We start from the raw sequence: 14,532 nt of genomic DNA, 5'->3' as shown, positions 1-14,532 counted from the left end.
GTCGAGCGCCTTGATTGCCGATGATGGGCAATCGAGCCAAGCCAATCGACGAACTCACCTCATCCTCGTCCCGCGAAGGACGCTTTTCCACCCGTAGGTGGAACTGGTGTCGTCCCCGTCTATCGGAGGGGCGATGTTTATTAATTTTTGAGCCGGCGACCGGCATGATTTCCGTCCTGGTCCAACGGAACTGTGTGCCGTCGCTCCAGATGCGATGCATGATCACCGCCAGCCGGCGGGCGAGCGCAACGATGGTTTTCCACTGGCCGCGCCGCTTGGCGACGTTCATCGCCCAGCCTTCAGCCAGGACCATTTCGTCACCCGCGTCGAGCTTGCGCGCCGTCAGCAGCGCCCGGCGCTTCTGGCTTGTCAGGGTCTTGACATGCACCGGGCGGAACAGATTGACCCGCATCATCTGCGCGATCCCGCGCGCATCATTGCGATCGGTCTTGTTCGGCTGCGCCTTCAGGAAGGCGTTGACGTGACGCGTCCTGCGGCAGGCGCTATCTAGACCTGAATGATTTGTCGCGGCGCGTTGGTCAAGACTTCGACTCCCGTTTTTGTAACACGTATAGTCTCGCTGATCACGTAGCCAAAATCCTCATCGATCCAATTTCCCAGCATTAGGTGAAACGTCATGTTAGCCGTTAATTCCGTCATATCGCCGTCTTTGAGACTGGCTGTTGGCTCTAGCCAGCCAATGCCGTGAGCGTAGCCGCAACGTGTCTCTTTTCTGAAACCCTGCTTCTCAATCGTACGGTAGAATGCGTTGGCAACATCGCTGCAGGTTGATCCTGGTCGGACCGTCTCAAGCGCCGCCTCCAGCCCTGCGACCTCGGCGTCATGGATGCGGCGCAGCCGGTCGGACGGTGCGCCAATCGAAAATGTGCGCATTATCCCAGCACAATAACCATAGCGCGCACCGCCGAGTTCAAGGTTGATCTGCGAGCCATCCCGAAAAACATCCTCACTCCACGGGATGTGACTTGTGCCTGTGCGCGGCGAGGAGCACAGGCAAATCGGTTTGAACATAGTTCCAGGCTTGCCATTGGCGCCGCGCGCCAGTGTGCCCATAATTTCAGCGACCGCGTCAGCCTCTCTCACCCCCGGTCGTATCACCTCGGTCGCACGGAGTATTGCCGCATCAGAAATAGCAGCGGCTTCCCGCATAATTTCAATCTCACGATCGGACTTAACGAGTCGTATCCAAGCAACCGCATTGGTGCAGTCCACTATCCTGGCTTTGGGTAACCGGTCCTTGAACTTTTCTGCCGTTTGCACAGAGAGGTTACTGATTTCGACCCCCATCCCGCGGCTTCCAAGGCCGGATTCAAGCAGAAAGTCGATAACCGCATCGTAGCCGTTTCTATCAGGGTTACCGACGAGTGCCTCCGGATAGCCAATGATCCTGCTGCGATCGAGGAAAGTCTCATAGATGGCCGCTGGAGCGTCACTGCGTCGCAGAATGAAGGTAGGTTCCTCCTCCGCGATCTGCACCACAATCCCCTGCGGCACGTAATCTGACAGTGCTGTATAACCCGATAAATATGTTATGTCACTTGCAGAGGTAACGAAGAGTGCGTCGAGGTCACGCCGTGCCATCTCATCTTTAACTGCGGCAAGCCTGCCTATGTACTCGGCTCGCGGGAATGCCTGCGCACCTCGATGTATCGTCATATTGACTCCTTTGAGTTCGGCTACATAGCTACTTAAGGTGAAGGTATGCTGGCCGGTAAGTTGTTATCGGGGAAATGACCTAACTGGAGACTGGCCGTGTTTGGTCGTTAGACCTAAACATTTCCTGTAATTTACTGACTGGTATGAAAACGCTTCTGTTCTATCCTATGGCGATGCAGACGCAGAGAGAGCGTGCTATGAAAATCAATTCCCCGCACTCGCCATCTTCCGCCCCGCAATGCCCTTCTCCAACCACCCGATCTCCATCTCCGGCACGGACAACAGCAACAGATCCGTATAGTCATCGAACGGCGGCGTCAGCACCTGGCTCTTCGCCCCATACCGCACCACCTCGCCCCGATACATGACCGCAATGGAGTCAGCGATCGATTTTACGGTCGCGAGGTCGTGAGTGATGAAGAGATATGCAACCTGCTCGATCTTCTGCAGATTGAGCAGCAGCTTCAGGATGCCGTTGGCCACCAGCGGGTCGAGCGCTGACGTCACCTCGTCGCAGATGATCAGCTTGGGCTTGGCGGCCAGCGCGCGGGCGATGCAGACGCGTTGCTTCTGGCCACCTGAGAGCTCGGCCGGATAGCGGTCGATGAAGCCAGTTCCCATCTCGATCTCTTCGAGCAGTTCTTTCACCCGCTTGTCCCGCTCGGCGCCTCTGAGGCCGAAATAGAAGGTCAGCGGGCGGCCGATGATCGTCCCCACCGTATGGCGCGGGTTCATCGCCACGTCGGCCATCTGGTAGATCATCTGCAGCTGGCGGAGGTCTTCCTTGGTCCGGTCGGCCAGCCGGTTCGAGAGCTTGCGTCCGTCGAAGCTGATCTCGCCCTGCTGCGGCGGGAGAAGGCCGGTGATGGCGCGGGCGAGCGTGGATTTGCCGGAACCGGATTCGCCGACAACGGCAAGCGTCTGGCCCGGATGGATATCGACGGTGATGTCCTTCAGCACTTTGATGATACCGTTGCCATAGGCGGCCGTGACGTTCGTCACCGAGAGGATCGGCCTAGGGGTTGGCTGCTTCTCTTCGTGCTCGATATGGTGTACCGATACCAGGGCTTGGGTATAGGGCTGCTTCGGCTCCTTAATGATCTCAAACGCCGTGCCTTTCTCCACCATCTTGCCGTGGCGCAGCACCATGATGTCGTCCGCGACCTGCGCGACCACCGCGAGATCATGGGTGATGTAGAGTGCTGCGACGCCGGTTGCGTGGATCGCCTCCTTGATCGCCGCCAGCACGTCGATCTGCGTCGTCACGTCGAGCGCCGTGGTCGGTTCGTCGAAGATGATCAGGTCCGGCTCGGGGCAGAGCGCCATGGCCGTCATCACGCGTTGCAATTGTCCGCCGGAGACCTGGTGCGGATAGCGCTTACCGATATTTTCCGGGTCGGGAAGGCTGAGCTTGCGGAACAGCGCCACAGCCCGGCGTTCGGCCTCGGCCCGGTTGGCTAAGCCGTGCTTGAGCGAAGATTCCACCACCTGGTCCATCAGCCGCTGCGCTGGATTGAATGCGGCTGCGGCCGATTGCGCGACATAACAGACCTCGCGGCCCCGCAGCTTGCGGATGCCGTTCTTGCCCTGCTGAAGAATGTTGCGGCCATTGAGGATGACCTCGCCGCCGGTGATCCTCACACCGCCCCGGGCATAGCCCATCGGCGACAGGCCGATTGTGGATTTGCCGGCACCGGATTCGCCGATCAGGCCGAGCACCCGGCCCTTCTCCAATGTCAGCGATACGTCGTCGACTATAATGGCCGTGCGGGGCGCCTCGCGCCCCGGATAGACGGTCGCCTCAATGCGGAGATTGCGGATGTCGAGCAAAGTTTCAGCCATTGCCGCGCCCTCCCTTCAGGTCCGTGGTCCGGTTGAGGATCCAATCGGCGACCAGATTAACGGAGATCGCTAGCGCCCCGATCGCGGCTGCGGGCATCAGGGCAGCGGAAATGCCGAAGACGATACCGTCCTTGTTCTCTTTTACCATGCCGCCCCAGTCGGCGTCAGGCGGCTGGACACCGAGGCCGAGGAACGACAAAGCCGACAGGAAGAGCACGGCAAAGATGAAGCGCAGGCCGAGTTCGGAGACCAGCGGCGACAGCGCATTCGGCAGGATTTCGGCGAAGATCACCCACCACTTGCCCTCGCCGCGCAGCTTGGCCGCCTCCACGAAGTCCATCGCGTTGATGTCGGCGGCGACGGCGCGTGACAAGCGGAAGACGCGGGTGGAGTCGAGCACACCCATGACCAGGATCAGCGTCACGATGTTGGATGGCAGGACCGAGAGAACGACGAGACTGAAGATCATCGTCGGGATTGACATCAAGAGGTCCACACAGCGCGACATCGTCATGTCAAACCAGCCACCGACGACGGCCACGGTGAAGCCAAGGATCGACCCCAGCGTGAAGGAAAGCGCAGTCGCGACCGCTGCGATGAAGATCGTGGTGCGAGCGCCATAGATCATGCGCGAAAGAAGGTCGCGGCCGAGATTGTCGGTGCCGAGCGGAAATTTCGCCGACGTCGGCATCCAGACGTCGCTGACAATCTCGCCGAGCGGGTGCGGCGCGATCAGCGGCGCGAAGATCGCCGTGGAGAGGAACAATCCGGTGAAGAGCAGACCAATCGCGGCGCCGATCGGTATGGGACGCCGCGCTTTGACGAGAGGGGCTGCAGAAACGCTCATTTCGGGTGCCTCAGGCGGGGATTGGCGACGATTGCGGCGATGTCGGCGACGATGTTCAGGCCGATATAAACGGCGGCGAAGATCAGCCCCACTGCTTGGACCACGGGTACATCGCGCTTGGAAACGTGGTCGACAAGGTACTGGCCCATGCCCGGATAGACAAAGATCACTTCGACCACAACGACGCCGACTATCAGGTAGGCGAGGTTCAGCATCACGACGTTGATGATCGGCGCGATCGCGTTCGGGAAAGCATGGCAGCGGATGATCTCGATCGGCCGCAGCCCCTTGAGCTCGGCCGTCTCGATATAGGCCGACTGCATCACGTTAAGGATCGCGGCGCGGGTCATCCGCATCATATGCGCGAGCACGACCACCGTCAGCGCCGTTGCCGGCAGGGCAATCGCCTTGATCTTGTCGAGAAACGGCATGCCGTCATAAATTGTTGAGATGCTCGGAAACCATTGCAACTTAACGGCGCACAAATAGACCAGGAGATAGCCGATGAAGAATTCGGGAAGCGAGGTGGAGGTGAGCGCGAGGCCGGAGATGAGCTTGTCGACCCACCTGTTGCGGTAGCGCACCGAGACCAGACCAAGGATGATGGCGAGCGGGACGGCCAGGATCGCTGCCCAGAAGGTGAGGAACAGCGTGTTCCACAGCCGGGGCAGCAGCGTCGCGGTGACTTCTTGCCGCGTGGTGAGCGAGGTCCCGAGATCGCCGGTCAACACACCGCCCAGCCAGCGGAAGTAGCGGAAATAGGCCGGATCGTTGAGGCCAAGCTCGGCGCGCAGAGTGGCGAGCGCTTCCGGGGTCGCTTGCTGGCCGAGAATCGACTGCGCCACATCACCAGGCAGGATTTGCGTGCCGGCGAAGATTAGGATCGAGGCAAGGAAAAGGAGCAGAATGCCCAACGCAATGCGCTGGGCGATCAGTCTCACGATGGGCGACATCGCCGGGCGGGCTCGCATCAGACCGTCAGCCAGCATTTGCTGATCGCTAGGCCGTTCATTAGTAGATCCAAAACGATAGAGTCGGGGAGCACCTTTCGGGCCGCTTGAACTGTTTCCGGTTCACCGTTCAAAGTATAAACCATCATTTTACCTGATTTATTCAATAGTTATATTTGCAGCGCCTCGCCGCGCTCTTGAAAGGTACCAAGCGCGCGGCGAGGCTCGTAATTCGCTTGTCAGGCCTCGAACCAGCAACGTGCGAAGTTCTTCGCCTCGCCGTGAAAGTGATCGCCCACGAAGCCCTGGACGTTTTTCGCTAGTCCATTGATGGATTTTGAGAACATCAGTGTGATGTGACCCCCGTCTTCCCAAATCATTTTCGCGGCCTCATGATAGAAAGCCTTGCGTTTTTCGACGTCGAGTTCTGACCTGGCTTGGACGAGAAGCTTGTCAAACTCCGGCCGGTACCAATTCCCGTCGTTCCACGGTGAGTCGCTTGCGAATGGTTGGGTCAACGCTTGATCTTCCGTGGCCAAGCTGCCGAATCCGGAGACGCAGAACGGCTTTTTCATCCAGATGTCGCTCCAATACCCGTCATCCGGCACACGCTTTGGATTGATGTTAATGCCAGCTTTGGCTGCCGTTTGCTGGAAGACTTCTACCGCATTAACTGCTCCGGGGAACACGGAATCCGCTGTATAAAGTTCGATCGCGCCACTATGCCCGGACTTCTTGTAGTAAAAAGTGGCTTTGTCGGGATCGTACGTGTGCTGGGGCAGCTCGGAATAAAGTGGATAGACAGAATTGATGGGATTGTCATTGCCGATGGTACCGTAGCCCGCCAGCGTAGTTTTTAAGATTAGGTTCCGATCAACCGCATATTTAAGCGCTAACCGCAAGTCGGGATTGTCGAATGGCGCTTGGTTCGTCTGCATCACAAAATACTTAAAGTTGGTGGTATCCGCCATGTCGATTTTGACGGATGAGGAATTCTTGATCCGCCCAACAAGGTTCGGTGTTAGGTCAGAGGCATACTGCGTAGATCCGGCTAGTAGTGCAGACATTCTCGCCGTACCATCATTGATGATGAGGAGCTCAAGCTCATCGAAAAAAGGCTGCTCCGGTCTAAAATATTTTGGATTTCGGTTGAAATTGTAACGGACGCCCGGTTGCGCCGAGTCGAGGATAAACGGTCCCGTTCCGATTCCCTTGTCCGGGTCTTCTCCCTCGGGTTGCGCAATAAGCGCCGCATTCGTCATCAGGAATGGGAAATTGACGTCCGGCGCAGAAAGGGTCACCGTCAGTTGGTGTGGACCGTCCGCCGTGATGTCAGTGATCGCTTTCATCAGGGCGGCAGCGCCCGATTTCGTATCGGGACCGCGGTGACGGTTCAACGAGTAGACCATGTCTTTCGCGGTAAATTCCTTGCCGTTGTGAAAGGTGACGTCCTTTCTGAGACTGAACGTCCAGATTTTTCCGCCGTTGCTCGGTTCCCAGCTTTCAGCCAACTCGGCGCCCAATTTTCCGTCGGTCGTGCGTTCCAGCAACCGGTTGCCGAGTTGATAGGAGACAAACAGCGAGGCCACCGAACTCAGGTACACCGGGTCAATCGAATCGGTGGTCGATCCGGTGCCGATCCCGGCGACAAATTTGCCGCCGCGTCGTGGCGTTTGAGCAAATACCGCTGTCGGTTGAACAATGCGGCCAACAGCGCCGGCTATGCCGAGACCTACGGCTCCACGAAGTAAAGCTCGGCGATCAATCTGGAGCAACGGGTTGTTGCTCGAATCCCAGTTGCGGTGTCGGTTTGCTTGCTTCTCGTTCATTGGCTTGTTCTCCCTAGCTATTATGTTGTCTTCTTTGAAATCGATCCGCATCGCTGCTCCTGCGCTGCTCCGCGGCCGGCAATCAACTCCTCATTCTGCAGCGACCGCGGCCATCATCTTCATCAGGAGCACCCTCAAATCGGAGTCATGGCGGCTCTCGTTCTCAAGCACGCTGAAGTGGACGACGACGGTACCCGTCTCGGGGTTCGCAAGCATGTACTGGCCGCCGGAGCCGCCGTGCCCAAGCCAGAAACCGTCAGTCTCGAGTTGGCGGCTGTAGCGCATCCCCTCAAATGGCTTCTTTTGGGGTGGCCCCGGATTCCGCCGCGTGTCTTCGATGAAGGCGGCATTCCCCACCTGCCGGCCGTCGACACCCTCGCCCATGCGGGCGAAGAGCAGCCCATAACGCGCCAAATCCCGCGCGGAGAGGCAGGCGCCACCGGAGATCTCCGGTACGCCTTCACGGTCACAAATCATGTGTAAGCAGCCCGCGAGCCCGGCCGCCTCGACGATCTCGATCAACCAGTCACGCAGCGTCCGTCCGCTTGCACGCTCGATGATCCATCCGAGAACCTCGCTGTTGGCGGACTTGTAAAGCTCGTACCCGGTGCGATTCTGCAGGTCGTCGCCGGTGATGCCGCAGAGCCATGAGCGGAATGTCTCCTCCTTGCAACCCTCCGGCGGCAGAACCAGGCCAGAGACGGCATAGTTCCAGTCACGGAACTCATCGTAGTCATTGGCGACGTTCATGTCGGCAGTCGCTCTAACAGTTGCCGCGGCGTACCCCGAACCGATTTCCGGCAGATAGGTGTCGACCCGTTCGTCGAGGCTGACCGAACCGTCGGCCACTAAGCGGCCGAGCATCAGGTTAAGCGTCGTCTTGGTGATCGACATTAGAGGATGCGGCCGATCCGGACCGAAATCCGGCGCGTAGGCTTCATACAGGATGCGGTCCTCGCGCACCACGACGAAGGCTGAGAAGTGCGGCATGGCAAGGAATCGTGCCACATCAAGCCGCTCACCAATCTTCCAGTCGATCTGCTTCCTCAGCGATAACACTCGTGGGGCGCGCAGCGACATGTTGTAACGGGCCGTGTTATGCAAGTTATGAAAACCGCCGCGACGGAACTCCGGCTCGTTCCAGCGGGGCGTGTGCTCCGACCCGGCGACGAGGTTGGGATTGACTATCGTGTTGAGCGTCATACTCGGCACCTTGGGTTTCTTTGACGAGATCTTGGATGTTTCCATAGGCTCGCAGCCGGCGGCGTGAGTGGATCCGGGTTAACGATGGAGGCGTTCCTTGCGCCTCTTGCGGCGACTTGCATTTCGTTCATTGGCTTGCCCTCCCCAACTATATTTCAGTCTTCGTTGAACTTGCTTTGCATCGCTGCTCCTGCGCTGCTGGCATAGGGGAGCGATGGACCTTTTTCTTCCACTCGCGCTGGAAAATGGTTCGTTGGTTCTCGGTAGCTTCAAGATGACCCTCGAAGACGTAGAAATCTCCTTCGAACCCCAGCCGTGAAACAGTCTTCACTTCGCAATCCCAGCCGGCGCGCTCCAGGCGCACCAGCCGCCGCGCCTCAGCGGTGGCGGCGGCCGGATCAAACCACGGCATTGAGTAGGTTTCTGTACCGGTTGAATGCATAGTCAGATCTACATCTGCAAGACGAAATGAGCCGCCGCTACGCTCAATATCGACCCTTGTCGTGCTCTCCTGGAGATCACGTGTTACGGCTAGTCGTCCTCGGTGCGGCGGGCGCAAGATGCACCTTTCTGGGTAAGGTGCACACACCGCATCCCCGAAATCTGGTTCTATTCGCGAATGATCCAATCTGACCGGGAGCGTTAATGACCCGCCATCGATGATCAGAGTTGTGCCGTGAGGAACGCCCATAGCCAACGGCCAGTAGGCACTGGATACAGCTAGCCGCAAGTGATGGCCTGCTGGCACCTCGTAGCCAACGTCGTTTAGTTTCACATTTACTGTGACTGGCTGGTCGGTAGGCACTGGCTCCGCGACCTCATGGCCATTGCGGTGTACAAGATTGAGGAGCCCATACGTGATTCTGCGACTTACACCATCTGGCGACACGTCGTTGAGTCGGACGGCGAGCATGGCCTCTTCGTTATCCACTCTCACAACTAGCCGGCAGTTAGGACCACCCAAAATCTGGAGGGCCTCAGAGAGAGGGGCCGCGTCGAAGACCGCACTGCCTCCATCCTCCAGGCGCTGATCTGGCGGCATGTCCGCTCCCCAACCATAGGGGCACCATTCCCCCGAATCAGTTCCGAGATCCGGCGAGGTGCTTGTGATCGCAACAGGACTGCTTGCTTGCTCAAGAGTATCTTGAAGTAGGCCATGCCCGAGCATGAGGTTACGTCTCGTGATATTGACGGACGGCCATGCCGGCTCGGCCACCCAGTGGCCTCGCCTTTTCTGATAGGCATTCAATGGAGGCTCACTCTCTTGCATCCAAGCTATGAGCTCCGGTTCGTCCATTATTCCAGAGTCAACGCCCTTTAGCCAATGATCCCACCACCGAGTCACATAACCAAGGAAATCGATCTGGGGACCAGGCACGCCAAAATGCGGATACGCATGTCCCCATGGACCGATCAATCCCTTGCGCGGTGACCTCAGATGCGACAGCAGTCGCATCACCGCGTTGGTGTACCCGTCTGCCCAGCCACCGACAGCTAGAACTGCCGCATCGATGCGGCTATAATCCTCGCAAACGCTGCCACTTTTCCAGTAGTCGTCTCGCTCTGGGTGTTCGATCCAGCGCAGCGCCGGCGGATAGACGGCTTCGAGCCTGGCGAGCCACATGTCACGCCAGCGATCGCCGACGATCAGAGGATCGGGTGGCGTACCCAACCAAGTAAAGAGTGTCGCACCATATTGAAGGTTGTCACCCAGTAGACATCCGCCCATGTAATGCATGTCATCATTATACCGGTCGTCCGAGGCACAAGTGGTGACGATCGCCTTTAAGGCAGGCGGTCGCTGCGCTGCAATCTGAAGCGCATTGAAGCCGCTCCACGACAGACCGATAATGCCTACACTGCCAGTGCACCAGGGCTGAGCAGAAACCCAAGAGATAGCTTCAACCGCATCGGCCCATTCCTGCGGCGTATATTCGTCGACCATGACACCGTCAGAATCCCCTGCTCCCCGGATATCGATACGGATGGAGGCATAACCCCTCGCCGCAAAATAACTATGGGTTTGAGTGTCTTTGCCACGACTGCGATCGCGGGTGCGATAGGGCATAAGTTCAAGCACTGCTGGAACAGGCTTGCGCTCGAAATCAGGTGGAGCAAACATTCGGCCCGAGAGGCGGCAATTGTCTGAAAGCGGAATCCATAATGGTTCGACAATACGCACGGAGGCGAGTTTAGCTGCCAGATCATCAGTCATAGCGTCGGCATCTCTCGCTGGGGTAGAGGAGGTAGGATAAGATCGACGAGTCCTTGAAGACTCATGGCTACTGTCTTCGTCCCAGCCTTCAACTTTGTTCGTTAGCATGGGGAATGCCCGCGCGCCTGGCTTTCAAAATTGAGCCATGTGCAAATGACAGCGAATTTCAAAAGAAGTATTGAAGGAAAGGTCCTGGACCCTCGGCGCTATCACACGACTGTCAGCATTGACCCAATAGAAGCTTTCCAATATGAAATCTTAGCTGGTCCAACCATATCGCACGCCTCTCAGGGGATAGTGCGATCGGGCGACGGACATAGCCGGTAGGCACGAATGTTTGAAAATGGAAAGCCCCGCCCTTGAGCCGCTTTGAGGACCTTGGCATGGCGCGACTATGGATGAATTCGTACCGTATCGCCTGGCAGAATCAGGATTCTAGACTGATCAACCAGCTCTATGCCGCTAATGGACGCAATTATCGGGGCGGTCCCTTGTCCAGCGCCATCACCAAAGATGACATGATGACTTACTGGCAGCAATTGACCGAATGCCAATCGGAGAATTTTCTTGATTTTGAGCTCGTTACCGCATTCGAGGGGCGGGCCTTCGTGCTGTGGCGCTGCTTGACGACCCATCCCACATCGCGCGCACGCACCTGTGGCACTGGTGCCTTTATCCTAAAGTTCGATGGCGCAGCCTGCGCGGAGAAGGTTCAATGGTGCGTCTGGTCTCCATTCCTCACCGCGGCTCCGCCAGTGCCGCTGGGCAAAGTGCGAGCGGCTATTAGAACGATTGAAGAAAGCCTAGGCGGGCGCGTCACTATTTCCGAGCTAGCGCAAGCATCGAAACTTAGCATCCGTCACGCAACGCGACTGGTTCGGCAATTTACCGGCTTTTCGCCACATCAATATTTGCTAAGACAACGAATCATCCGGGCGCGAGAACGGTTGGCATGGACGGACGAACCCATTGTCGAAATTGCCTTGGACCTAGGCTTTGCCAATCAGTCGCATTTTATCAGCGCCTTTAAACAAATCACGGCTTTTACGCCAGCGGATTACAGGGCCCGCTGTTCCTCGATGCAGGAAGGTCCCGTAAAGTCGTGGGTGCGATCCCTGTGGAGCCTCACCCCGGCTGCGGACACGGCTTCGCTGGTACAACTGTTAAACATGCCAGCGTCTCACCCCGCAATCCGCAGCGGCAAGCTTAAGCAACTGTGCGAGCGCAAAATGCGCCTCGAAGTGCTTGCCGACACGCCCTCGATGGGCCTTATCCACTGGGCGCTTGCAGATACGGACGACGTGGATTGCGCTATGCCGGCGGGTAACGGTGTCTTCCATTTGACTTTTACGCCTGAAGGCACCTGCCGTTCGCTGCACAATTATAGTCAATGGGATTAGCCGGCCTCGGCTCTCCGGTTCGCGTCACGACGCGGTGTATTCCGAAGCGCGTCAAAGGTTTCTTCGTCCGCCCCAGAAAGACTGCCTCACTCTTGTCCCGTTCGGACACGAGGCGGGTCGACGAGGTTGCCGTCGTCGGCCACAATGGGCAGATTCGGACCTAGTTTCCCTTGCCGTGCAGTCGCACTGACGGCGACGCCCCCAGTTGGAGACTGGCGACTGTCAATTTTGCTTCCTCATCGGCGCAAGCGCCAAGAGGAATAGCAGCAGGGCATGGTCGCGCACCCCAAGATTCGTGCGTCTGTCAGGTTGACTGAGCAACGCGTCCATCTCAACCTTTTCGAGATATCCAATCGCTGCCTTTGCCGTCTTCTTGAATGGTATCGCGCTTATCTCGGAACACCAGACCAGGTGGACTGGTGGACCGGCGAACGCATGCCGATGAAGCGCGCCAGGGAATGGATGGTCGCAAGCCTTGATTGCGGGTCGCTTCGCTGCATCGGCGATCACGTTCTAGGTGGTCCAGGAATTTGCGGACGATTGCCGGCGTCAGCTCTTCCACGGTCATGCGATCGATGGCGCAGCCTTCCTGCTTGCTTGCAAATGGCAGCAGCAACGTCAGCGTGTCGCGGTAGCTGGCTTGAGTGTTGCGAGACAGATTGCGCTCGGCAACCAGATGCTCCAACAGAAACCGGCGGATCCACGGACCAAAGAGGCTCTCATCCTTCATGGTCGGCCCCATCGCGTATTGCGCAAAGCGCTGACTGGCCGCATCCAGGAGATCCGGCGTCATCTGCAAATAGCGCTGGGTTGAACGTGTATCGATGTGGCCAAGGTAGGTTGCGAGTTGCGGGAGCAACCGTTGCACGTCTTGGCCGGCCTTGGCCGGAGCGGTACCAGGCAATCACCCGGTGCACGGTGGCCGTGTGACGAATATCGTGCAGCCGTGGCGGCCGAGACTCGCCGACAGGGCAACTGATTCCGGCGGCTCGGCGGACATGCCGGAACCAAGAGAGATGACCCGCACATAGTGCCACGGCCGGCCATTGGAGCTCTCCCAGGTCAAATGCACCGACCGCGCGAACTGGCCTCCATGTTCACTTTGGCGTAGATACTCGTTGTTGCCGTGATGCCGTGCCCCAAGTGGTCACCGATCTCCTTCATCGAAAGACCTTCGGCAAGAAGCCGAGAGGCGCAGGCATGGCGCAGCGCATGTCCCCCGGGGGTGAGCGGCGTCTATTCCAAGCGCAACAAATCTGCGGTTAGCGACATCATAGATACTCCCCGCCTTCAGCGGCCGACGAGGCGCTTCCATCCAGAGAAATACTTGCGGATCCGCTCACAGCGGGCGCGCCGTATCGATGTAGCGGGCGAGCGCCTCAGCGGTGAAGCCAAGCCGTCAGCGAGCACGCTTCCAGGCCGATGCGCGCCAGCGGAAACCCGACTTTGTGCAGCGCTTTGCTCAACGCCTCCGGCTCCCTCGCCGCACGCGTTCCCTTTACGATCCGGCGGCCGCTCTCCTCGACCACGCAGATCGCGGTCTCTTCCAAAGACACGTCCAGTCCGGCAAAATACTTCATGGCTGCCTCCTTCCCGATGCTTGTGGCGAATCAACATCGACCACGTTCTCACATCTCGACAGGAGCAGCCGCCTCATCCGCGCTCGGCAGAGACCCCAATCACCGCATCTGTTTTGAATTTCACGGATGAGCGTTTCGGCGGATGAGATTGCCGCCCATTGCGACAAGGATCATGGCTTGCGAGACATCGATGCGCTGCTCATAGTCGCGCACGAGGCGGCGCCATCTTGTCATCCAGCCGAAGGTCCGCTCGACGATCCTCTGTACAATGTTGCCTGGAAATAGTCATTTAGCGTGGTGATTTTGGGCCGGCCGGGCCATCGATCGGGGGCACCCGGAAGATTGATCTCGATGTGCGCGTCGTCGATTTCGACACCGGCGAACCACGGTGCGGATGATCTGCCGCATGCCGGTCCGATCAAGGCCGGCGAGCCCTGCTGTCACCTTGGCGGAGAAGTCTTCCAGACGGCTGATGAGGAGAGAGAGGTCGCGTCGTTCTCGGCCCTTCGACCGCCGCCCGGTGCCGCTCCTGAAGCTGGGAGAGGCGTTGTTTCAGGCCAGCGATACGCGGTTCGAATTCCGCCTTGTCGATGACGCCCTCGGCATAGCTATCAATCAGCCGGCCGATGCCGCGACGCAAGGTGGCCATCTGTCGTTCCAGGCGGACGACCTCATCCGGCTCCCGGGTTTCGTCGCGGGCTTGAGGAGGCGGCGGCGATATTCGTCGGCCACGCGACGCGGGTCCTCCATGAGACCTTTCACCTGATCCCACACCGCTTCTTCCAGGTGATCGGCGCGTACCGCCGGGTTGTCGCACACGGCATGGCCGCTGAAGCGGTAGCCATCCGCCCCGATACAACGATACTAGCGCAGCGTGTTCGTCCAATCGTACTTGCGGGAACGAGGCGCACGCTTGCCATAATAGGCGTAGCCGCAACGCCGGCAGACCGTGTGGCCCTGCAGCAGCCAGTCCGCGCCGGGTATGCGTT

General features: G+C 58.5%; 11 protein-coding genes and 4 pseudogenes. 1 reads left to right on the top strand and 14 read right to left on the bottom strand.

Going from position 1 to position 14,532, the window contains the following annotated elements; all coding sequences use genetic code 11:
• Positions 1-181 precede the first annotated feature (181 nt).
• The 9 genes and pseudogenes from NKH83_RS31790 to NKH83_RS30890 form a co-directional block, all read right to left on the bottom strand.
• Positions 182-324 (bottom strand): annotated as a pseudogene (locus NKH83_RS31790) (IS110 family RNA-guided transposase); the annotation flags it as partial.
• A 4-nt stretch (positions 325-328) separates the two neighbouring features.
• Positions 329-514 (bottom strand): annotated as a pseudogene (locus tag NKH83_RS31785) (IS110 family RNA-guided transposase); the annotation flags it as partial.
• A complete protein-coding gene (locus NKH83_RS30920; RefSeq protein ID WP_352808898.1) occupies positions 508-1,677 on the bottom strand; it encodes a M24 family metallopeptidase in 1,170 nt (389 codons plus the stop codon). The pseudogene NKH83_RS31785 and the gene NKH83_RS30920, both read right to left, overlap by 7 nt.
• A 204-nt stretch (positions 1,678-1,881) precedes the next feature.
• On the bottom strand, positions 1,882-3,519 hold the full coding sequence (locus NKH83_RS30915; RefSeq protein WP_352808896.1) for an ABC transporter ATP-binding protein: 1,638 nt from the start codon (positions 3,517-3,519) through the stop codon (positions 1,882-1,884).
• Positions 3,512-4,366 carry an ABC transporter permease gene (locus tag NKH83_RS30910; RefSeq protein ID WP_352808894.1) on the bottom strand — a complete coding sequence of 285 codons (855 nt, stop codon included), beginning with the start codon at positions 4,364-4,366 and terminating at the stop codon, positions 3,512-3,514. Before NKH83_RS30910 ends, NKH83_RS30915 begins: the two co-directional genes overlap by 8 nt.
• Complete coding sequence (locus tag NKH83_RS30905; RefSeq protein WP_352808892.1) at positions 4,363-5,355, bottom strand: ABC transporter permease; 993 nt, start codon at positions 5,353-5,355, stop codon at positions 4,363-4,365. The genes NKH83_RS30910 and NKH83_RS30905 overlap by 4 nt, the downstream gene beginning before the upstream one ends.
• A 200-nt stretch (positions 5,356-5,555) precedes the next feature.
• Positions 5,556-7,145, bottom strand: coding sequence for an ABC transporter substrate-binding protein (locus NKH83_RS30900; protein WP_352808890.1), 1,590 nt, complete (start codon positions 7,143-7,145; stop codon positions 5,556-5,558).
• 90 nt (positions 7,146-7,235) lie between these two features.
• Positions 7,236-8,348, bottom strand: coding sequence for a serine hydrolase domain-containing protein (locus NKH83_RS30895; RefSeq protein WP_352808888.1), 1,113 nt, complete (start codon positions 8,346-8,348; stop codon positions 7,236-7,238).
• 148 nt (positions 8,349-8,496) lie between these two features.
• Positions 8,497-10,563: a CocE/NonD family hydrolase gene (locus tag NKH83_RS30890; RefSeq protein ID WP_352808886.1), complete on the bottom strand. Its 2,067-nt coding sequence runs from the start codon at positions 10,561-10,563 to the stop codon at positions 8,497-8,499.
• A 359-nt stretch (positions 10,564-10,922) separates the two neighbouring features.
• On the opposite strand from NKH83_RS30890, the gene NKH83_RS30885 reads away from it, so the two are divergent.
• Positions 10,923-11,963 carry a helix-turn-helix domain-containing protein gene (locus NKH83_RS30885; protein WP_352808883.1) on the top strand — a complete coding sequence of 347 codons (1,041 nt, stop codon included), beginning with the start codon at positions 10,923-10,925 and terminating at the stop codon, positions 11,961-11,963.
• 331 nt (positions 11,964-12,294) lie between these two features.
• Here the strand turns inward: NKH83_RS30885 and NKH83_RS30880 are convergent, their stop codons facing one another.
• From NKH83_RS30880 to NKH83_RS30860, 5 genes and pseudogenes are all read right to left on the bottom strand, one after another.
• The gene (locus NKH83_RS30880) at positions 12,295-12,867 is read right to left on the bottom strand and encodes a site-specific integrase (RefSeq protein ID WP_352808881.1); all 573 of its coding nucleotides are present in this window, start codon (positions 12,865-12,867) and stop codon (positions 12,295-12,297) included.
• A 158-nt stretch (positions 12,868-13,025) separates the two neighbouring features.
• Positions 13,026-13,127: a hypothetical protein gene (locus NKH83_RS30875; RefSeq protein ID WP_352808879.1), complete on the bottom strand. Its 102-nt coding sequence runs from the start codon at positions 13,125-13,127 to the stop codon at positions 13,026-13,028.
• A 221-nt stretch (positions 13,128-13,348) separates the two neighbouring features.
• Positions 13,349-13,543, bottom strand: a pseudogene (locus NKH83_RS30870) (IS110 family transposase); the annotation flags it as partial.
• 120 nt (positions 13,544-13,663) lie between these two features.
• Positions 13,664-13,801: pseudogene (locus NKH83_RS30865) on the bottom strand (IS5/IS1182 family transposase); the annotation flags it as partial.
• Positions 13,802-13,961: 160 nt separating this feature from the next.
• The gene (locus NKH83_RS30860) at positions 13,962-14,192 is read right to left on the bottom strand and encodes a hypothetical protein (RefSeq protein ID WP_352808877.1); all 231 of its coding nucleotides are present in this window, start codon (positions 14,190-14,192) and stop codon (positions 13,962-13,964) included.
• Positions 14,193-14,532 lie beyond the last annotated feature (340 nt).

The sequence above is a fragment of the Mesorhizobium sp. M0909 genome, from assembly GCF_040319515.1.
Taxonomy (GTDB): Bacteria; Pseudomonadota; Alphaproteobacteria; order Rhizobiales; family Rhizobiaceae; genus Mesorhizobium.
Note: the sequence above shows the minus strand (reverse complement) of the source record. Positions and strands in the feature narration are given on the sequence as shown.